The organism is Ruegeria sp. SAZD013 (genome assembly GCF_059612525.1).
The window spans coordinates 905,658-924,730 of the sequence record NZ_JBXWQT010000020.1; the positions used below are offsets into that span (position 1 = coordinate 905,658).

A 19,073-nucleotide genomic window follows, 5' to 3' on the forward strand; every position below is an offset into this window, starting at 1 on the left:
CTTAGAAATGCGCCTTGGGCTGGTCCGGTTTTCCTGCGGCCAGCCCAAGTACTCCGGCGACAGCAGCAAATGTGATCGGGAACATGGTGAAAACACCAAAGCCGAACGCGTAGTACATCGCGGCCGCCGACACCAGCAACAAGACCCCGGCAATCAACGCGCGCGCTGGCGCCATGGCCCCGCCCGCGATTGCCAAGAGGGGCGCGATAATCGAAATGGCTTGCACCAGATCAGGATTGTCGACCTGGCTTAGCATGCCTTCAATTTCACCGACATGGTCAACCACGACCACCTTCGCATAGCCGAAGAACCCGACGATCATGCCGATCAACCCGGCGATTACACCCAATAACATTGCGGCATTACGCATTGAAAATCCTCATTGTTGCTTTCAGGCAGATAGGCACTCGTTCAAGAAATGCCAAGCTGAGCACGGGTTTCAGCCGTCCAGCCCAACAACAGCCTGCCATCCGCTTCGATCAGTGGGCGTTTCATCAGGGCCGGATGCTCTCTCAAAAGCTCCAAAGGGGCCTTGGCACGCTGGGTTTCGTCCAATCCGCGCCATGTCGTCGATCTGGTATTAAGCAAGTCATTGCCGAACTCAGCAAAGGCCCGTGACAGCACCGAATCCGGCACACCGTCGCTGCGTACGTCAAAAAACTTGGCGTCTGGAAGTGATTTCAATGCCTTGCGACAGGTGTCACAGTTTTTCAATCCATAAAGCTGCATGTCTTTGACGCTCCTGCCCTTGCTTCCTTTTTAGGCAATCTTGCCCGTTTCTTGCGGTTATTCTTGATTTTTTACTTCACCGTGCAATGTTGAAAAAGGCGAAACGCACGAATTGGACTGTTCAGCATACGCTACGCAGTTTTTTTGTGTGGTGACGCTGACCACAGCCCCCACCAATTTGTGGGACAATGCGTAAGTAGAAGGAGACACGGGACATGCCAACCGGCACCGTGAAATGGTTCAATACCACCAAAGGCTATGGATTTATTGCCCCTGACGAAGGGGGCAAAGATGTGTTTGTACATATCTCGGCCGTAGAACGGTCCGGCCTCACCGGACTCGCAGACAACCAAAAAGTTTCGTACGAGTTGCAGGACGGACGCGACGGCCGCCAAATGGCAGCTGATTTGAAACCACTGTAACGACTTCCCGCTAAACACGCGGTAGATCATTAAGGATGACGGCCAATTTCCGGCCGTTATCCATCCCCCACCGGTTTCGTTCCATTACCCTCGCGCGGGCTTGGCGTCGGCGTGGTTATTCCAGTTTTCGCCCGTAGCCACGATGCAAGATGTGCCTGTCGCGTAGGTGACAACCATTGTCCAGTCCCCGCGCTGACTTGCCCAGACTTCCATAACCTGTTCCGGCCCGCGAACACCCGATGCCACGCGCCGAACTGACTTTCCAGTTTCTGGTGCAGCCGGGGCGCCAGTTCGCACAGAACCTCAGCTATGGGGATTTGGTTCGCACAGGTAGGGCAAAACCAAAAACCAGACATAACAGAGCAAGGTTCAAAAAGCGGGCCATGGAACCAATGTAACAATTCCATGACGACACGTATAGACAAAAGCTATGCAGCTTGTCGGTTCTATCTGCGAATGATCGCCTCGAACTCACGCCATTCGCGCGCCGTCATCCCCGAGTTTTCCTGCGTGACCGCCTCTCCTGCCAGCATTCGTTGCAGGCTTTCGACCATCTGGGCAGACAGGTTTACCGCACCCAGCCGATAATCCTCGAACGCCTTATACGCAAACGGCACCCAATCAGCGACGATCTTGCACATCGCCTCGGCATAAACGCGGATTTCATACTGAGCATGTGGGTCGGCACGCAGGCGCAGGAAGTGGAACAGATTATGCAGGTCCACCTTCCAATACCACTGCGTATAAACGTTTGCGGGTAGGTTCATGCGGGCCAGTTCACGGGCAAGCCCCTGTTGCCCGTCCTGGCTGATCATGGACTCGTAGTTGTCATAGCACCGCGTGCTGTCCGCCTTGAGGGTTTCCAATACACGCGCGGCCTCTTCACCTTCCAACGTTGCCCCGCGGCCCTGATTGTTTACTTCGGACTGTGCCGCCACATGTTCAGGGGCAGGGATATAGAACTCGCGATCCAGAATTGAATACCGTGCCGAGTATTCATTCACGTTGGCGGTCCGGTGCCGGATCCACTGCCGCGCCACAAACACCGGCAATTTCACATGCAATTTGACTTCGCACATTTCGAAAGGCGTCGAATGCCAGTGCCGCATCAGATACCGGATCAACCCTTCATCATTCTGAACAGATTTGGTGCCTTTGCCGTATGAAACGCGCGCAGCCTGACAGATGGCGGCATCGTCCCCCATATAGTCGATCACGCGGACAAAGCCATGATCCAGAACCTGATGCGCTGTGTACAGGTGATCTTCCATTCCCGCCGAGACAACTCGACGCGTGGGATGCGATTGCGCGCGTTGCGCGTCGATCTCGGCCTGTTGATCAGGGGACAGCGGCATCGAATCTTCCTTTCTGGCTATGAGTCGCCTGCCACTATATATCGCCGATCCCGGCACAGGAACCGCGATATATGCCGCAGCGGACGCAAAAAACAAATTGCTGCCGAGGGCTCTATCGACACGTCGAGGAGGAGCGCTAAGCTCTTGGCAATGTGAGTCGAAAAAGGATGGCCGAAATGGCGTTGAAATATCTTCACACCATGGTCCGCGTGAAGGATCTTGAAAAATCCATGGCATTTTACGAGCTTCTGGGTCTGAAAGAAACACGTCGGTACGACAGTGAAGCCGGGCGATTTTCTCTGATCTTCATGGCCCCTCCGGGACAGGAAGACGCCCCGATCGAGCTGACGTACAATTGGGACGGTGATGACGAGTTGCCCGCCGACAGCCGTCACTTCGGCCATCTGGCCTACGGTGTCGACAATATCTACGAGGTTTGCCAACATCTTCAGAACAACGGTGTTACGATCAATCGCCCGCCAAGGGATGGTCGCATGGCTTTTGTTCGATCGCCCGACAATATCTCGGTTGAGCTTTTGCAGAATGGCGAAGCACTGGAACCAGCCGAACCCTGGGCCAGCATGGAGAGCAGTGGTCACTGGTGATCCGTTGGCTGATAGCGTTTGGGCTGGTCGTTCAGGCCAGCCCTGTCAAGGCCGAGCAATGCCGCTTGGCGCTGGCCTTGGCGATGGATATTTCCGTTTCAGTCGATGAGGCCGAAGATGTGTTACAGCGGCAGGGGTTAGCCGCCGCATTGATTGCGCCCGAAGTGCAAGAGGCCTTCTTTTCTTCACCTATGCCGGTTGCCCTGGCGGTATATGAGTGGAGTGGCCGCTCAACCCAAAATGTCGTCCTGAACTGGACAATGATCGATGATGTTGGTGATCTGCTGTTCGCATCCAGCCAGGTCAGCCAATCCGTCCGATCTGACAGCGGATCAGCAACAGCTATGGGCTATGCGTTGGCATACGGTGCAACCCTTATGGAGCAAGCGCCGCAATGCTTGTTTCAAACCATTGACCTGTCCGGCGACGGCACGAACAACGATGGTTATGGGCCGCAGATCGCCTATCGGCACTTTCCCTTTCAAAACACTGTCGTGAATGGGCTTGTGATCAACGCAGCCGATTTCGAGGGAGAGCTGTTCCTGATCCCTTTCTTCGAAAATAACGTCCTGCACGGGCCCGGCGCCTTTTTGGAAATTGCCACCGGGTTTGAAGATTTCGAGCGCGCCATGCGAAAGAAACTGAAACGGGAACTGAGCGGCTTGCAGATCGGTGCATTGCGGATTGAAGGCCCATGATACGTCGCGTGATCGTCTTACTGGCTTGCCTGATATCAGGACCTGCCTTTGGCGAATGCCGTCAGGCCCTTGCGCTGGGGCTGGATGTGTCGGGTTCGGTCGACAGCCGGGAATACAGGCTGCAACTGGACGGGCTGGCGGCGGCCCTGAGCCGCCCCGAAGTTGGCCAACTTATGTTGTCGGACGGCGCAACCGCCTTGCGTCTGGCGATCTTCGAATGGAGCGAGCGGGGACATGAACGGATGCTGCTGAAGTGGACAGAAGTACGGTCCCCCGCCGACCTGATCGCAATCAGTGATCGTTTAATCCGAACCTCGCGCAGCGCAGCGCCGCAAGGAACGGCGTTAGGGTCGGCCATGTTATTTGGCTCTTCCCTGCTTGATCAGCAAAGGGGATGCTGGCGCCGTACGCTGGATCTGTCCGGCGATGGCAAACATAATCTCGGACCACATCCACGGGATGTGAAAGCCAGTTTGCGACATGATGGGATCACAATTAACGGGCTGGTGATCGGTGCCGACGATCCGAAAGAAGGTGATCGGAGATATGTTCAGGTCGGTGAACTTTCAGCCTATTATTCAGCCTGGGTCATTTTGGGGCCAAACGCGTTCGTAGAAGTGGCGCTGGGCTTTGAGGCATATGAAGAGACCATGACCCGCAAACTCCTTCGTGAGCTGGACAGCCTTGTCCTGTCTGACGCCCGCCACTGATCAATAGATATACCGTATCTGATCCGTCCAGTACCGTTCAACGCGACGCAGCGAACTTGTGATATCCTCAATGCCTTCAAGCCCAAGCACCCCCCTGCCTTGCAGGCCTTCGGCGTGACGTGCAAACAGCTTGGACACGATATTGCGGATTTCTCTGCCCTGCGGCGTCAGGCGTACGCGAACTGAACGGCGATCAATCTCGCATCTTTGGTGGTGCATATAGCCCATCTCAACCAGTTTCTTGAGGTTATAGCTGACATTGCTGCCCTGATAGTATCCACGGCTTTTCAGTTCGCCTGCCGTAACTTCGTGATCACCGATATTGAACAGCAATAACGCCTGAACCGCATTGATTTCCAATACGCCGACGCGCTCAAACTCGTCCTTGATGACATCCAGCAACAACCGGTGCAGACGCTCCACCAGGACCAGTGCCTCAAGATAGCTGGTTATGAAGCCCTTAGTCTCTGGTGTGGAGACCTGCATTTCCATACTCATCCGACCCTCCGATTCCGTCGCGCTGTTTGACACACGATGAACCGAAAATCCGAAAAATCGGTTAAGCGGAACTTTGCCTTATTTCTGAAAGGTTTGCGCTATGTCTGCAACCAGGCTGGCAAATCGCGCCGGAGGCTGCACCTGCCCCGTAACCCATTGATAAAGGTCCTGATCGTTTTCGTGCAACAGCGCATCGTAGATATCCAGACCGTCGGCATCCATGTCGGCCAGATTGCGCCCAGCATAGGCTGACAGGATAATGTCCATCTCTTTGATGCCGCGTCGCATCGACCGCATTTGCATGCGCTTGATGCGCACATCCCGGGGTTCGCTCAATTCTTCTGCTCCAGCATCTGACGCATTTTCTTTTCCAGACGTGCCGCGCGTTCGGAACATGCGCGCATCTCAGCGCGGATGGCGCGCAGTTCGGCCACGGCCGAGGACAGTTCCGTTCCACCTTCGCCCTCACCCACAGGTGCATCCATGCCGTCGCCCTCGCCGGTCAACAACCACATGATCGAGACATTGACCATGCCCGCCATCATCGACAGCCTGTTGGCCCGGGGTTCGGACAGATCGTTTTCCCAATCTGAAATTGTCGCCTTCTTGACCCCAAGACGCCGTGCCAGTTGCGCCTGTGTCATTCCCGCGGCTTCGCGTGCACCGGCCAGACGGTCTCCGAATGTCGCAGAATCCGGACCATACCAGTCGTTTTCATCATTCATTCGGGTCTCCAATTCACTTTATCTATACGGCTTGATCGTCACTCTGACGCACCCTATGACAGTCGGGCTGAACATACAAACCGAGGCCGAGCATGAGTTTTCTGTCTGCGACACTGTCACGCGTCAAACCTTCACCCACCATCGCTATGACAGCCAAGGCAGCCGAGCTGAAGGCCGCCGGGCGTGATGTCATCGGCCTGAGCGCCGGTGAGCCGGATTTTGACACGCCACAGAACATCAAAGACGCCGCTGTTGCGGCCATCGCAGCAGGCAAAACCAAATACACCGCGCCGGACGGCATCCCCGAACTGAAACAAGCGGCATGTGCCAAGATGAAACGCGATCATGGGCTGGACTATTCGCCGGCCCAGATCTCGGTCGGGACCGGTGGCAAGCAAACGCTGTACAATGCCCTGATGGCGACGATGAATGACGGTGACGAGGTAATCATCCCTGCGCCGTACTGGGTCAGTTATCCCGATATGGTGCTTTTGGCGGGGGGCACCCCTGTTGTGGTCGAAACGACGCTGGAAAACAGCTTCAAACTGACCGCAGAACAACTGGAAGCCGCCATTACGCCCAAAACAAAGTGGTTCATCTTTAACTCGCCCTCGAACCCGACGGGTGCAGGGTATAGTCGGGATGAACTGAAGGCGCTGACCGATGTACTGATGCGTCATCCGCATGTCTGGATCATGTCGGACGACATGTACGAACATCTGGCCTATGACGGGTTCGAGTTCTGCACCCCGGCCGAAGTTGAACCCGGTCTATTTGACCGGACCCTCACCTGCAACGGGGTTTCAAAAGCCTATGCCATGACAGGTTGGCGCATCGGTTATGCCGCCGGCCCGGTCGAGATCATCGCGGCCATGCGCAAGATCCAGTCGCAATCAACGTCGAACCCCTGTTCGGTCAGCCAATGGGCTGCTGTTGAGGCCCTGAACGGAACCCAGGATTTTCTGGCCCCGAATAACGAGACATTCAGGCGCCGACGCGATCTGGTGGTTCGGATGCTGAACGAGATCGACGGCGTCACCTGCCCAACGCCTGAAGGGGCCTTCTATGTCTATCCGTCTATCGCCGGATTGATCGGGAAAACGACGCCGGCAGGGACGGTCCTTGTAGACGATGAAGCCTTTGCAACCGCCCTGCTGGAAGAAGCCGACGTGGCCGTTGTGTTTGGTGCCGCCTTTGGCCTGTCGCCGAATTTCCGCGTCAGCTATGCTACGTCCGACGCGGCACTGACCGAAGCTTGCAGCCGCATCCAGCGTTTTTGTGCTTCTCTGAGGTGACCATGTCCGCTGAACTGCCTGAGTATTACTTTCGCATACGTGAAAACGGTGCTGCGGTGTTTCGGATCGATACTGAAAACCGTCAGCGTCGGATCGAAATGGATCAGATTGCCGTCATCAATATCCGCAATGGTGAGGTCAAGCCGCACGGGCAGCGGACGCTGTCAGACCGGGATCAGGCCGAGATTGCCCAATGGATGGAAGAGCGCCGGGCCCTGCTGGCCCAGCGCGACATCGACGACATTCATCGCGCGGTCGACTATCTGAATCTGACCACGCAATGGGCTCAGTCCAAGGCAAGCGACACGCAGCTGGAGGATGTGACCGACAGGTTATTGATGGCCATGCACGACCTGCGTACGGTACTGGTGCGAAAAAAGGCAGATCGGCTGGACAAAGACTAAGCGGGCTCGGCCGATATCTGTATCTGCTGTACCGAATACATCCAGAACCGGGTCATGAGAAGCACGGCCGCGAAGGCGAGACCAAGCACCAGGCCCAGCCAGACGCCGATGCCGTCCATATGACGGACAAAGCCGAAATAATACGACGCGGGAATCCCTACGACCCAATAGCTGAGCGCCGCCATGACCATTGGGATCTTGGCATCCTGCAACCCGCGCAGCAGGCCCAGCGCAATCACCTGCGCGCCGTCGACCAGCTGGAACAAAGCCGCCATGGCAAGCAAACCGGTACCGATGGTCAGGATTTGTCCCCGCTGCGGATCATCTGCTTCCATGAACAGGGAAATCAAAGGCTCGGCACAAGTCAGGAACAGGATGATGGTTGCCACCGACATGACCAGCGACATACCAGTCACGGAGATTGCGCCCTTTTCCAAATGCGCCCTATCCCGACGACCCAGCGCATTGCCAGCCCGGATGGTCGCTGCATTTGATAAGCCCAGGTGAACCATGAAGGTGGCCGAAGCCAGGTTCAAGGCGATCCCATGCGCAGCCAGCGGGACCAGACCCAGCCAGCCCATCATCACCGCAGAAGTCGCGAACAGTGAAACTTCGGCCAATGTGGTCAAGCCGATAGGCACACCCAGCTTCCATACGCTGGCAAACATTTCCCATTCCGGTCGCCAGAACCGTTGGAAGAGGCTGTGCTCCGGCAACGTCCGGACCACGTAGATAACGACCGCAATCAGCGAAACAACTTGTGTCGTAATCGAGGCGATTGCCGCCCCTGTCACGCCCAGTTCGGGGGCGCCCCAGTTGCCAAAGATCAACGCATAATTGGTCAGCCCGTTCACAGCCGCCGCCGCAATTGTGATCCATAAAACGATCTGCGTTCGCTCCAATGCCGCAAGATAGCTTTTCAACACCATCACAATGAGGGCCGGAAACAATCCCCAACCGGCGACTCTCAGGTATTCGGCTGCGGTTGCAGCGACTTGCGGTTCCTGCTTCATGGCGATCAGGATCGGATAGGACCACCACAGCAAGGGCATGACAACCACGGCATACAGCAACGACAACCACAGACCCATCCGGGTCGAGCGGCGAATGCTGGTTTCGTCCCCTTCCGCCGCTGCTGTGGCCACCATGGGCATGACTGCCCAGCCAAATCCCGCGCCAAACAAAAACAACACGAAGTAATAACTGTTGGCCAAGGTAACGGCCGCCAGCGCCTCGACCCCGTACCAACCCAGCATGATGGTGTCGGTCAAACCGATCGCGTATTGCGCCAGATGACCGCCAACCAGTGGCAGGCCAAGAACGGCAATAGCCCGAAAATGGGCCGGGTATGTCATCACCTTTGTCATCGCTCCAGCCATATGCGCGGCTTTGGCGCGGGACAAGAGCGGATCGGCAAAATTTCAGATTGAGACTTTGGTGCCCGTCCTTTCCCTGTGGCCGGGCATTTTGATGCTCAGCGGGCGTCGGGATGCAACGCGGTGCCCAGAATATGCTCGGATCGGTGAATAACGTGATGCGCCTGCCCTACGATCAGCGGATCAGGCTCGCACACGATATCGTGATCCTTGCCAGGGTAATCCAGCGAGGACAGGAAGTGACGCATACAGTTCAGGCGCGCGCGTTTCTTGTCATTCGACTTGATAATCGTCCAGGGTGCATCAGCCGTATCCGTGTAAAAGAACATGGCCTCTTTCGCCTCGGTATAGTCATCCCACTTGCTGAGGCTCGCCTTGTCGATCGGTGACAGTTTCCATTGCTTCAGGGGGTCGGTTTCGCGGCTTTTGAAACGGCGCTGCTGCTCTTGCTGTGTAACCGAGAACCAGTATTTGTATAGCTGAATGCCCGAGCGCACCAGCATCCGTTCCAACTCGGGCGTTTGCCGCATGAACTCAAGATATTCGTTGGGCGTGCAGAACCCCATGACCCGCTCCACACCCGCGCGGTTGTACCAGGACCGGTCATAGAACACCATTTCGCCTACGGTCGGCATCTCCTGAATGTAGCGCTGGTAGTACCACTGGCCTTTCTCTTCCCAGGTGGGTTTGTTCAATGCAACGACACGGGCCTGACGCGGGTTCAGGTGCTCCATGAACCGCTTGATCGTACCCCCTTTGCCTGCGGCATCGCGCCCTTCGAACAACAACACAAACCGCTGCCCCGTTTCCTGCGCCCACAGTTGAACCTTCAAAAGCTCGGCCTGCAGATTGGCTTTTTGCGTCTCATACACCGACCGGGCCATTTTGCGGCCATAGGGGTATTTCCCACTTTCAAATGCCTGCCGGATTTTCTCGGGGCTGGGCGCTGAGGGGTCGGTGTCTTTGGCGAGCGTGGTCTTGATCTGGGTGGGTTCTGCGTTGGTCGTGGCAATGGCGTCCATACATCCTGTCCTTTTCTACTGTCCCGAACGGTGGCTAGCAGAAAGCTCGGAAATGCGCTTTGATTGGTATCAAATAGATGCCTCAAAAACCCATAGTTTCCAGCGCGGATCACTTGTTCCAATGCAAACGTCTTTTTTCAAGCTGAACGGCCATTCTTTCCACGTCAGGACATGGGGCGACAAAGCCGCGCCACCGTTAGTGATGCTGCATGGTTTCCCCGAATACAGCGGCGCCTGGGCCGATCTTGCGCCTCATCTGGCCGAACGCTTTTATTGTATTGCTCCGGACCAGCGCGGTTATGGCCAAAGCTGGTGTCCCGAAGGGGTGCAGAACTATACCCTGTCGCAACTGGTCACGGACATAGTGGCGCTGATAGAATCCTGCGGTGCGCCTGTTGCGCTGCTGGGTCACGACTGGGGCGCATCGGTAGGTTACGGCGTCGCCATGTTCCGCCCGGAACTCGTAGATCGGCTAATCATTGCAAACGGCGTACATCCGGTGCCGTTTCAACGCGCCATGGCCTTGGGTGGCGCACAATCCATAGCCTCGCAATATATCAATCTGCTGCGGGCACCTGATGCCGCACAAAAACTGTCCGAAAACAACTTTGCGATGCTGGAACAGTTCTTTCGCCATGGTATGGGACTGGACTGGTTGACCGAAGCTCGCATGGCCGACTACCGCACTGAATGGGCTCGACTTGGTCGGCTGCAGGCGATGCTGAATTGGTATCGTGCTTCTCCGCTCGTTGTCGCCAAACCCGGTGTCCCCGCGACAGACCTGCCCGACCTGCCGCTCGACCGGTTGCGTGTCAGGTGTCCGCACCTGTTGCTTTGGGGGCCGGATGACAAAGCCCTTTTACCCGAAGCCACTGAGAGGCTCGAGGCGTTTGCCACCAACCTCACCCGTGTCACGATCCCCGGCACCGATCATTGGCTGCATCATCAAAACCCGCAGGCCGTGGCGCAGGCCGTTCTGGAATGGACAGGCCAGACGTAACCAGGCCCTGCCCGTGTGCAACGGCCAGCCGGGCGGCCTTTGTCGCAGCGCCAACGACATCTTTAGCACCTTACCGGTGCCCCCAGTCGTCAGGGTTGTCAGAGTTGTTCGGCGACAACCCCAACTCATCACCATCGGTTGAGCACCCAAGCCCCAGAACCGTCCGGTTTGCATATGAAAAATAGGAGCAGACCTGATTGATCTCGAGGATTTCTCCATCATCCCAACCTGCGTCGCGCAGGGCGCTGACATCCGCCTCGACCAGATCGCCCGGCGCTTCGGTCAGCTTGCGGGCATAATCCATCGCAGCCATTTGCGCCGCATCCAGCGGTGCAGCCAAGGGATCGCGCGCCTCAATCGCTGCCCTGATCGCGTTGCCGCGCGCCGCGTCACCCAGCAAGCGTTGAAGACCCGCAAAGTGATGCTCGACGCAATAGCTGCACCGGTTCAGCGAGCTGACCCAAACCCCCAGCACTTCCAGAAACCATTTCGGTATCTTGTTGCCCGAATGATGCAGCACCGCCTTGTACATGGCCATATGGCCTTCCATCGAATGCGGGCGAAGGCTGTGTGCCATCATGATGTTGTCTACGTTATTGTTCGGCCCGGTCACGCGCTCGTAGAGTTTCTTCAACTTTCCAGTCGCTTCTTCGAAAGGAACAGTTCTGATCCAGCTCATTTATTCACCTCCGCTTTACCGGGATCAAAGGACGGGTTATCTGCACGGATTGCAAGCGGCTTGACAGAAAATCCACAACACCTCGCGTCCCTCTTCCCCCGGACCACATCACCTGCCATAATGACGGAAACCCAAAAACAAGAGCAGCACCCATGCCTGAAGATCTGTTGACGCCCAGCGCCACCTCTACCTATGACGCCTCCTCGATCGAGGTGCTCGAAGGGCTGGAACCGGTTCGCAAACGCCCCGGCATGTATATTGGCGGCACGGATGAGCGTGCGCTGCACCATATGTTGGCCGAGATCCTTGACAACTCGATGGACGAGGCTGTGGCAGGCTATGCCAACCGGATCGAGGTCGAGCTGCATTCCGACTACGCCCTGACCGTCCGTGACAACGGGCGCGGTATCCCGATCGACCCGCATCCGAAATTTCCGGGCAAGTCCGCGTTGGAGGTGATCCTGTGTACCCTGCACGCGGGTGGCAAGTTCTCGGGCAAGGCCTATCAGACCTCGGGCGGCTTGCACGGGGTTGGTGCGTCGGTGGTGAACGCGCTGTCTGATTCGATGGTCGTGCAGGTGGCGCGGGACAAAACTCTCTATGAACAACGTTTCTCGCGCGGTATCCCGCTTGGCCCGGTCGAAAAGGTTGGCGCGGCCCCGAACCGGCGCGGCACAACGGTGACCTTCCACGCCGACCCGGACATCTTTGGCCATCACAAGTTCAAACCCGCGCGACTGTTCAAATCCATCCGCTCCAAGGCCTATCTGTTCTCGGGCGTCGAAATCCGCTGGAAAACCGCCATCGATGACGGCGAAACCCCGCTTGAGGCCTCGTTCCACTTTCCCGGCGGCCTGTCGGATTACCTGAAAGAGACAATGAACGGCTCGTCCACCTATGCCGAGCAACCCTTTGCGGGCACCGTCGATTTCAACGAGAAATTCGGCACCCCCGGCAAAGTCGAATGGGCCATCAACTGGACACCGTCGCGTGACGGGTTCATCCAGTCCTATTGTAACACCGTTCCCACCCCCGAAGGTGGCACCCATGTGGCCGGTTTCTGGGCTGCGATCCTCAAGGGGATCAAGGCCTATGGCGAGTTGATCAACAACAAGAAAGCCGCGCAGATCACCCGCGACGACCTGCTGACCGGTGGCTGCGCGCTGGTGTCGTGCTTTATTTCTGAGCCGGAATTCGTGGGCCAGACCAAAGACCGTCTGGCTACGGTCGAGGCGCAGCGGCTGGTCGAAAACGCGGTCCGCGACCATTTCGACAATTGGCTGGCGGCTGGTACGAAATCCGCCGGCGCGATCCTCGACTTCCTCATCCTGCGGTCTGAGGAACGCCTGCGCCGTCGGGCCGAGAAGGAAACACAACGCAAGTCCGCCACTAAGAAACTTCGTCTTCCCGGCAAGCTGGTGGACTGTTCCAGTTCAACACGCGACGGCACGGAATTATTCATCGTCGAGGGCGATTCTGCGGGCGGCTCCGCCAAGATGGGCCGCGACCGCAAAACGCAAGCCCTGTTGCCCCTGCGCGGCAAGATCCTGAACGTGTTGGGCGCGGCCAGCTCGAAACTGGGCACCAATGCCGAGATCAGCGATCTGACACAGGCGCTGGGTGTCGGCCTTGGCACCAAGTTCAACGTCGACGACCTGCGCTATGACAAAATCATTATCATGACCGACGCGGATGTGGACGGGGCGCATATCGCCGCGCTGCTGATGACGTTCTTCTTTACTCAGATGCGCCCGATGATTGACGCGGGCCACCTGTACCTGGCCTGCCCGCCTTTGTACCGCCTGACGCAGGGTGCCAAACGCGTCTATTGTCTGGACGAAGCCGAGCGCGACGAATGGCTGAAAAAAGGTCTGGGCGGCAAGGGCAAGATCGACGTGTCCCGCTTTAAGGGTCTGGGCGAGATGGACGCCAAGGACCTGAAAGAGACCACGATGGACCCCAAATCCCGGAAATTGATCCGGGTCACCATTGACGAGGACGAACCCGGCGAGACCGGCGATCTGGTCGAGCGTCTGATGGGCAAGAAGCCCGAACTGCGGTTCCAGTACATTCAGGAGAACGCGCGGTTTGTGGAGGAGTTGGATGTTTGATTTTGCAATTGAAAAAAATTCCCACTCCAACGTTGGAAATTGATCAACACCGTCTGCCACATTTTGCATTTGTCGATGCTGACAATATGGAAAAAAAGCTTTGAGAAGAAGTTGACAGAGTTTGACGCAGCCTGCGAACAGATTCCAAAGTTTAGCTTTGTGAAACTTTTCCAGCTATTATCTCATGACAGGGTCTACTTTTACTCCGCGACAGAAGATCCGGAGAAACTACCTGATTGGTTGAAAGAGATACAAGCGCAGCGAGGTTTTGTTCTTAAGCTTGGCGTACTTACCCAAAAAGGAAGATCCAAGAAACAAGAAGGGGTGGATGTAAAGTTGGCGATAGATGCCACAAGGTTAGCTTTCACTTCGACAATGAAAACGTGCACACTATATGGTGCTGACGGAGATTTCATTCCATTAGTTGAAGCGCTAAGCGATGCAGGATGTATTGTTAACATAGTTTCGTTTAACGACCCCTCACAAGGTAGAGTTGCACCAAGATTGCAAGCTGAAGCAGACAGCTATACGCGGATAGATGGCCCGTGGCTCTACACTACAGGTGGGTTTAGTTTGCCAGTTGCGCAATCAGGACAAATAATACATGGGCAAATGGGTGGCGAAACCATCGATATTCATGGAGAACCTGTGATTATACAGGAACGAAATGGCAGGTTTCTCGCGTTAATCAATGAGCGACACGCGCCTTCTGTTTTTGCTTGTTCTGATCGTGATCAGCTCATCTTATGGCTCAAGATGCATACAGAAAAACTACCAATTTAGTGTACTTCAACTTCATTGCTCTTAACTTGGTCTTCGAACTAAGTCCGAGAGGTGCGCGTTCAACCTGCCTTGCATCAAGCATTGACGGGGCGGAGGACACCCACACCATACGCGCCCTCAAAAAACCAAAATCTACTGCAATTCAAACATCTTCGGTTTACTAATCAGATCAAGAACCGGCTTCCCCGTGACAAGCTGGCTTGGATTTAACGATTAAGGATTTGCAATGGCCCGCCTTTATGACAGTCGAAAACGTGTTCTCGTAACCGGTGGGGCCGGATTTCTGGGCTCGCATCTGTGCGACCGGCTTCTGGATCAGGGGCATGAGGTTTTGTGCGTCGACAACCTGTTCACCGGCACCAAGCGCAATATCGACCATCTGCACAGCAACCCGCGGTTCGAGTTCATGCGCCACGATGTGACCTTCCCTCTGTTCGTGGAAGTGGACGAGATCTATAACCTCGCCTGCCCCGCCTCGCCCGTGCATTACCAGCACGACCCGGTGCAGACGACCAAGACCAGCGTGCATGGCGCGATCAACATGCTGGGTCTGGCGAAACGTCTGAAATGCAAGATCTTTCAGGCCTCAACGTCTGAGGTTTACGGCGACCCGACGATCCATCCGCAGACCGAAGACTATTGGGGCAACGTCAACCCGGTTGGGCCGCGCTCCTGTTACGACGAAGGCAAGCGCTGTGCCGAGACATTGTTCTTTGATTACCACCGTCAGATGGGGTTGGAGATCAAGGTCGCCCGCATCTTCAACACTTACGGGCCCCGAATGCACCCCGCCGACGGGCGCGTCGTGTCGAATTTCATCATGCAGGCCCTGACCGGCGAGGCGATCACGATCTTTGGCGACGGCACGCAGACCCGGTCATTCTGTTACGTGGATGATCTGATCGAAGGCTTCATCCGCCTGATGGATACCGGCAAGGAGGTCACCGGCCCGGTCAATCTGGGCAATCCCAACGAGTTCTCGATGAACGAGCTGGCCAGCGAAGTGCAGGCGCTTGTTGGCGCGGAAACCCCTATAAGTTTCAGGGAGTTACCTGAGGACGACCCGAAACAACGTCAGCCCGATATCACGCTGGCGCGGACCCTGCTGAACTGGGAGCCTACGGTGCAGCTGAAGGAAGGGTTGGACGCAACGATCCGGTATTTCCGGACGCTTCAGTCAGAAGGCGCAGCCGGATAACGCGTCTCGCTATGGCTCGGGGACCGGATCAAACCGCCGTGCCGATCAGCGCGACGCCAATGGCCATGAGGACAGCGGCACCCAGGCGTCGCATCCAGTTGCCTTCCTTCAGGAAAATGAACCCGATAAGCGCCGCAAAGATGACCGAGGTTTCCCGCAGAGCCGAAACCGCCCCCAGCGGCGCAAAGTTCTTGGCGTAAAGCACCAGACCATACGCCGTCATCGAAACCAGCCCGCCCAAAAGGCCCGTCATCCATATTCTGACGGGCAGGTCTTTCAGGGTGGCGCGTTTCCTGACCCCGATAAACCCTGCAATGAACAGGTGCAGAAAGGCCCCCCACGCCCAATAGCTGAGCGTATTGCCGGACAGCCGCACCCCGACCCCGTCAACAACCGAATAGATCGAAATGCAGAACCCGGTGCCCAGCGCAAATCCCAGCGCGCTGCGCCCGACGCCCGAACGCAGCGCGGCCCAGCTGCTCAGCTGAATGCCAACCGCGATCAGGGCGATCCCGCCCCAGGCCTGCCAGGGCAGAACTTCGCCCACCAGCACCATCGCCCAAAGCGAGGCCAGTGCCGGAACAATCCCGCGTGCAATCGGGTAAACCACACTCAGGTCGCCATGCTGGTAGGCCTTGCTCAGCATGAAGTAATAGCCGAAATGCACGACGGTCGAGAGCAGGATATAGACAAAGCTCTGCGTGTTCGGCAGGGGCAGGACCATCACCATTACCGCCGCTGGCAAGACCTGACCCAACGCGACCAGACCCAGCATCGTGGTGCGGTCCGTCGCCGTTTTCACGATGGCGTTCCATACGGCATGCAGCAACGCCGCCGACAGAATAATCAGAGTGACGAACAGGGTCATGCCCGACCTTTCCCGCAGAATACGCGCAACAAGGGTCTTGGGCCCTATTCACTTGGGCGTGGTGTCTGCCAAAACCGGGATTTTTGTCAAGCCGGATTCCAGTGGTCAAAATACCGCCACCGTTGGGAATGTGTCCGCAAGCCGTTTCCGGTCTCGTCCTGCGCCTTTGTGCCCGGTAAGAAGTTACAACTGCACGTGATCCCGGTTGCAGGACGCGCATCAGGTTCTAAGATCGGGCACATGAGTTTTGTGACAGACAACCAATTGCCCCTGCTTATCCTGTTTTTTCTGTCAGGATCGATCGGCACCGCCTTTTTGTTCCGCAAACCAGCGGGGCACCGGGCGTGGAAACTGGCCGATCTGGTCTGGGTCGTGCTGGGTGGTATCGGCGCATTGGTGGCTGTTCTGGCAGGGCTTTATACGTCGGACAGTTCGCGACTGGATCGTCAGATTGATGTGGCCTACGCGGCAACATTGGCGTTCGACAGGGATGCCGCACGGTTTCGTCTGCGTTTCTGCGACCCTGCTTACGATCCTGACACGGCAGTGCTGTGCGACAAGGTTGAATTTCTGTCGGCTTCAACTGCCAGCAACTCGGAATTGCCCCTGTTCATCGCCGTTACCAACGAAGTAGCCCCCCTGCAGGGCCTGCACTTCCTGTTCGGAAGTCAGGCCAAGGATGATATGGACGAGCTACGGGATATGACGGCCAAAGCCGATGCTTTCGATATCGACCAGTTCCTCGTATTCACGTCCCTGGACGACAAAACTCAGGTAGCCATCGACAACATGCGCCGTAAGGTGCCCGCGATTGCCGGAGATTATCAGATCCTGGCACAAAGCTATGACGACCTGATCGAGCAGGTCGGCAAGTTGAAAAACGAATGGGAATACCTGCAGGCCAACGCCCATATTCTGGTGCTGCAAATCGTGGCGCTTTGTCTTGTTAGCTTTGCGGCCCCATTTCGATTGGGAAAATCTTTGGTCGAGTTACGTACGAAGCTCAACGCCGATAGCCCCGCGCCAACACCTGTGGATCAACTCCCAGAAAATAGCGCAGAAGTGTCCACAAGTTCCGCGTGCCCCGCCGAAACCAACCTGCCTGTTCGTAGCGCTCCGCGCTCGTAAAGGCGCGCGACTCGAGTATTGCGATCCGTGGCAATACGCGCACCAGCGCCACATCTTCCATCAAGGGTTGGTCCGGATACCCGCCAGCCGCCAGATAGACATTACGCTGAACCAGCAACCCCTGATCTCCGTACGGTAAACCGAACAGCCTGCTGCGCAAATTGGCCCATCCGGCCACCCAGGCTGGCGCAAGCCCACGCGCGCGAAAAGCCAACCGAAACGCCGCTGGTGCGTTGGATGGCAGATGGGCGCTTACGCTCTTGGCCCATCCCTCTTGCAACACGGTATCTGCATGAAGGATCAGAAGCCAGTCTCCATCAGCATGCGCGCACCCCCGGCGCAATTGACCGCCGCGCGATGGCTCACCTCTAATGACATGCGCGCCAACATCTTCTGCTATTCTCAACGTCTGGTCAGTTGAGCCTGCATCGCTGACGATCAGGTCCCGGATCAGCCCGGAATGCACTCCTTCCATCAGGGCTTCAAGGCACGCAGGCAAGGAATCGGCGGCATTCAAGGTTGGAATCACTACAGTGACGGGTGCGGGCACGTCCGATAACCTCTGGTCTTGGCTGCGAGACTTCCTATATCACGAGGCCAAAGGCAATGACGAGGACCAAGCCATGCCCACCCGCCGCATCCTGCGCCTGACTGGCTCGGACACCGAAAACTTTTTGCAGGATCTTGTAACCAATGACGTTCAGGGATTGGGCAATGGGTTGGTCTATGCCGCACTGCTTACACCACAGGGCAAGTATCTGGCAGATTTCTTTCTGAAACGCGATGACGTTGGGGTGCTGCTGGACGTGGCCGAGCCACTTGCAGATGACCTGATCAAGCGCCTGAACATGTACAAACTCCGTGCGGATTTGGTGATCGAAGGCACGGATCTGCATCTGCAGCGCGGCACAGGTCCAGCACCGGACACCGCCCTGCCCGACCCCCGTCACGCGGATATGGGTTGGCGTGACTATTCGACAGCCCCAGATGGCGATGACGGAACCGACTGGGACGCGCTGCGCGTTCGACACTGCATCCCCGAGGCTGGGGTCGAACTTACGCCAGACAGCTATATCCTCGAATCCGGGTTCGAGGCGCTGAATGGTGTGGATTTCAAAAAGGGTTGCTATGTCGGTCAGGAAGTGACTGCGCGCATGAAACACAAGACCGAGTTGCGCAAAGGCTTGCGGCGGGTCTTTGTCGAAGGATCGGTTCCGGCGGGGACTGAGATTACCGCAAACGGCAAACCCGTCGGCACCCTGTTCACGCAATCAGGCGGCCAAGGAATCGCGTATCTGCGCTTTGACCGTGCAAATGCAGACATGATGGCCGGAGACGTCGTGGTTCGCCTGACGGACCAAGCGTAACTTGTTGCCAAATCGGCACGGCCTTATCCGCCGTATGTTTCATAAAGTTTGAACCCGTTACCCAGCCCTGCCAATGTGTCGTCACAGGGGCAACACGGAT

The 19,073-nt window shown here is 56.7% G+C and carries 23 protein-coding genes; 11 read left to right on the plus strand and 12 right to left on the minus strand.

What is annotated here, in order from left to right:
- Window position 1: 1 nt before the first annotated feature.
- Both AC2FLU_RS10720 and AC2FLU_RS10725 read right to left on the minus strand, forming a co-directional pair.
- Window positions 2-370 carry a hypothetical protein gene (locus AC2FLU_RS10720; protein ID WP_480473463.1) on the minus strand — a complete coding sequence of 123 codons (369 nt, stop codon included), beginning with the start codon at window positions 368-370 and terminating at the stop codon, window positions 2-4.
- Between the two features lie 41 nt (window positions 371-411).
- Complete coding sequence (locus AC2FLU_RS10725) at window positions 412-729, minus strand: ArsC/Spx/MgsR family protein (RefSeq protein ID WP_480473464.1); 318 nt, start codon at window positions 727-729, stop codon at window positions 412-414.
- Between the two features lie 215 nt (window positions 730-944).
- On the opposite strand from AC2FLU_RS10725, the gene AC2FLU_RS10730 reads away from it, so the two are divergent.
- A complete protein-coding gene (locus tag AC2FLU_RS10730) occupies window positions 945-1,151 on the plus strand; it encodes a cold-shock protein (RefSeq protein WP_008758035.1) in 207 nt (68 codons plus the stop codon).
- An 84-nt stretch (window positions 1,152-1,235) separates the two neighbouring features.
- Here AC2FLU_RS10730 and AC2FLU_RS10735 read toward each other — a convergent pair whose 3' ends face one another.
- Together AC2FLU_RS10735 and thyX are read right to left on the minus strand one after the other, a co-directional pair.
- Window positions 1,236-1,364, minus strand: coding sequence for a hypothetical protein (locus AC2FLU_RS10735; RefSeq protein ID WP_480492915.1), 129 nt, complete (start codon window positions 1,362-1,364; stop codon window positions 1,236-1,238).
- 233 nt (window positions 1,365-1,597) lie between these two features.
- Window positions 1,598-2,506: an FAD-dependent thymidylate synthase gene (gene thyX, locus AC2FLU_RS10740; protein ID WP_480517585.1), complete on the minus strand. Its 909-nt coding sequence runs from the start codon at window positions 2,504-2,506 to the stop codon at window positions 1,598-1,600.
- Between the two features lie 176 nt (window positions 2,507-2,682).
- On the opposite strand from thyX, the gene AC2FLU_RS10745 reads away from it, so the two are divergent.
- The 3 genes from AC2FLU_RS10745 to AC2FLU_RS10755 are packed head-to-tail and all read left to right on the plus strand — an operon-like array spanning window position 2,683 to window position 4,519.
- Window positions 2,683-3,111 carry a VOC family protein gene (locus tag AC2FLU_RS10745; protein ID WP_209503395.1) on the plus strand — a complete coding sequence of 143 codons (429 nt, stop codon included), beginning with the start codon at window positions 2,683-2,685 and terminating at the stop codon, window positions 3,109-3,111.
- The gene (locus tag AC2FLU_RS10750; RefSeq protein WP_496808674.1) at window positions 3,108-3,809 is read left to right on the plus strand and encodes a DUF1194 domain-containing protein; all 702 of its coding nucleotides are present in this window, start codon (window positions 3,108-3,110) and stop codon (window positions 3,807-3,809) included. Before AC2FLU_RS10745 ends, AC2FLU_RS10750 begins: the two co-directional genes overlap by 4 nt.
- Window positions 3,810-3,817: 8 nt before the next feature.
- The gene (locus tag AC2FLU_RS10755) at window positions 3,818-4,519 is read left to right on the plus strand and encodes a DUF1194 domain-containing protein (RefSeq protein ID WP_496811971.1); all 702 of its coding nucleotides are present in this window, start codon (window positions 3,818-3,820) and stop codon (window positions 4,517-4,519) included.
- Here the strand turns inward: AC2FLU_RS10755 and AC2FLU_RS10760 are convergent, their stop codons facing one another.
- The 3 genes from AC2FLU_RS10760 to AC2FLU_RS10770 form a co-directional block, all read right to left on the minus strand.
- Window positions 4,520-5,017: a MarR family winged helix-turn-helix transcriptional regulator gene (locus tag AC2FLU_RS10760; RefSeq protein WP_480546524.1), complete on the minus strand. Its 498-nt coding sequence runs from the start codon at window positions 5,015-5,017 to the stop codon at window positions 4,520-4,522. It lies immediately after the preceding gene.
- A gap of 78 nt (window positions 5,018-5,095) precedes the next feature.
- Window positions 5,096-5,320 (minus strand): succinate dehydrogenase assembly factor 2, encoded by a 225-nt coding sequence (locus AC2FLU_RS10765; protein ID WP_480476785.1) that lies wholly within the window; start codon window positions 5,318-5,320, stop codon window positions 5,096-5,098.
- Between the two features lie 29 nt (window positions 5,321-5,349).
- Window positions 5,350-5,742, minus strand: coding sequence for a helix-turn-helix domain-containing protein (locus AC2FLU_RS10770; protein WP_480473470.1), 393 nt, complete (start codon window positions 5,740-5,742; stop codon window positions 5,350-5,352).
- 92 nt (window positions 5,743-5,834) lie between these two features.
- Here AC2FLU_RS10770 and AC2FLU_RS10775 point away from each other — a divergent pair, with 92 nt between their 5' ends.
- The gene (locus AC2FLU_RS10775) at window positions 5,835-7,037 is read left to right on the plus strand and encodes a pyridoxal phosphate-dependent aminotransferase (RefSeq protein ID WP_480473471.1); all 1,203 of its coding nucleotides are present in this window, start codon (window positions 5,835-5,837) and stop codon (window positions 7,035-7,037) included.
- Between the two features lie 2 nt (window positions 7,038-7,039).
- Complete coding sequence (locus AC2FLU_RS10780) at window positions 7,040-7,441, plus strand: hypothetical protein (protein ID WP_480473472.1); 402 nt, start codon at window positions 7,040-7,042, stop codon at window positions 7,439-7,441.
- Here the strand turns inward: AC2FLU_RS10780 and AC2FLU_RS10785 are convergent.
- Window positions 7,438-8,808 (minus strand): MATE family efflux transporter, encoded by a 1,371-nt coding sequence (locus AC2FLU_RS10785; protein WP_496808797.1) that lies wholly within the window; start codon window positions 8,806-8,808, stop codon window positions 7,438-7,440. The genes AC2FLU_RS10780 and AC2FLU_RS10785 overlap by 4 nt on opposite strands.
- A gap of 107 nt (window positions 8,809-8,915) precedes the next feature.
- Complete coding sequence (gene ppk2, locus AC2FLU_RS10790; RefSeq protein WP_480473473.1) at window positions 8,916-9,839, minus strand: polyphosphate kinase 2; 924 nt, start codon at window positions 9,837-9,839, stop codon at window positions 8,916-8,918.
- A 121-nt stretch (window positions 9,840-9,960) separates the two neighbouring features.
- Between ppk2 and AC2FLU_RS10795 the strand changes: the two genes are divergently transcribed.
- Window positions 9,961-10,839 carry an alpha/beta fold hydrolase gene (locus AC2FLU_RS10795; RefSeq protein ID WP_496808672.1) on the plus strand — a complete coding sequence of 293 codons (879 nt, stop codon included), beginning with the start codon at window positions 9,961-9,963 and terminating at the stop codon, window positions 10,837-10,839.
- Between the two features lie 70 nt (window positions 10,840-10,909).
- Here AC2FLU_RS10795 and AC2FLU_RS10800 read toward each other — a convergent pair whose 3' ends face one another.
- Window positions 10,910-11,518 (minus strand): carboxymuconolactone decarboxylase family protein, encoded by a 609-nt coding sequence (locus AC2FLU_RS10800; protein WP_480517598.1) that lies wholly within the window; start codon window positions 11,516-11,518, stop codon window positions 10,910-10,912.
- A 152-nt stretch (window positions 11,519-11,670) separates the two neighbouring features.
- On the opposite strand from AC2FLU_RS10800, the gene parE reads away from it, so the two are divergent.
- The 3 genes from parE to AC2FLU_RS10815 all read left to right on the plus strand — a co-directional run bounded on the left by parE (window position 11,671) and on the right by AC2FLU_RS10815 (window position 15,610).
- Window positions 11,671-13,629: a DNA topoisomerase IV subunit B gene (gene parE / locus AC2FLU_RS10805; protein ID WP_480553834.1), complete on the plus strand. Its 1,959-nt coding sequence runs from the start codon at window positions 11,671-11,673 to the stop codon at window positions 13,627-13,629.
- A gap of 111 nt (window positions 13,630-13,740) precedes the next feature.
- Complete coding sequence (locus AC2FLU_RS10810; protein WP_480625028.1) at window positions 13,741-14,412, plus strand: NYN domain-containing protein; 672 nt, start codon at window positions 13,741-13,743, stop codon at window positions 14,410-14,412.
- A 226-nt stretch (window positions 14,413-14,638) separates the two neighbouring features.
- Window positions 14,639-15,610, plus strand: a complete 972-nt coding sequence (locus tag AC2FLU_RS10815) for a UDP-glucuronic acid decarboxylase family protein (protein WP_480553836.1) — start codon at window positions 14,639-14,641, stop codon at window positions 15,608-15,610.
- Window positions 15,611-15,638: 28 nt separating this feature from the next.
- Here the strand turns inward: AC2FLU_RS10815 and AC2FLU_RS10820 are convergent, their stop codons facing one another.
- Window positions 15,639-16,478: an EamA family transporter gene (locus tag AC2FLU_RS10820; protein ID WP_480553837.1), complete on the minus strand. Its 840-nt coding sequence runs from the start codon at window positions 16,476-16,478 to the stop codon at window positions 15,639-15,641.
- Between the two features lie 1,003 nt (window positions 16,479-17,481).
- A complete protein-coding gene (locus tag AC2FLU_RS10825; RefSeq protein ID WP_480484216.1) occupies window positions 17,482-18,156 on the minus strand; it encodes a TIGR04283 family arsenosugar biosynthesis glycosyltransferase in 675 nt (224 codons plus the stop codon).
- 73 nt (window positions 18,157-18,229) lie between these two features.
- Between AC2FLU_RS10825 and ygfZ the strand changes: the two genes are divergently transcribed.
- A complete protein-coding gene (gene ygfZ / locus AC2FLU_RS10830; protein ID WP_496808671.1) occupies window positions 18,230-18,973 on the plus strand; it encodes a CAF17-like 4Fe-4S cluster assembly/insertion protein YgfZ in 744 nt (247 codons plus the stop codon).
- The last annotated feature ends 100 nt before the right edge of the window (window positions 18,974-19,073 follow it).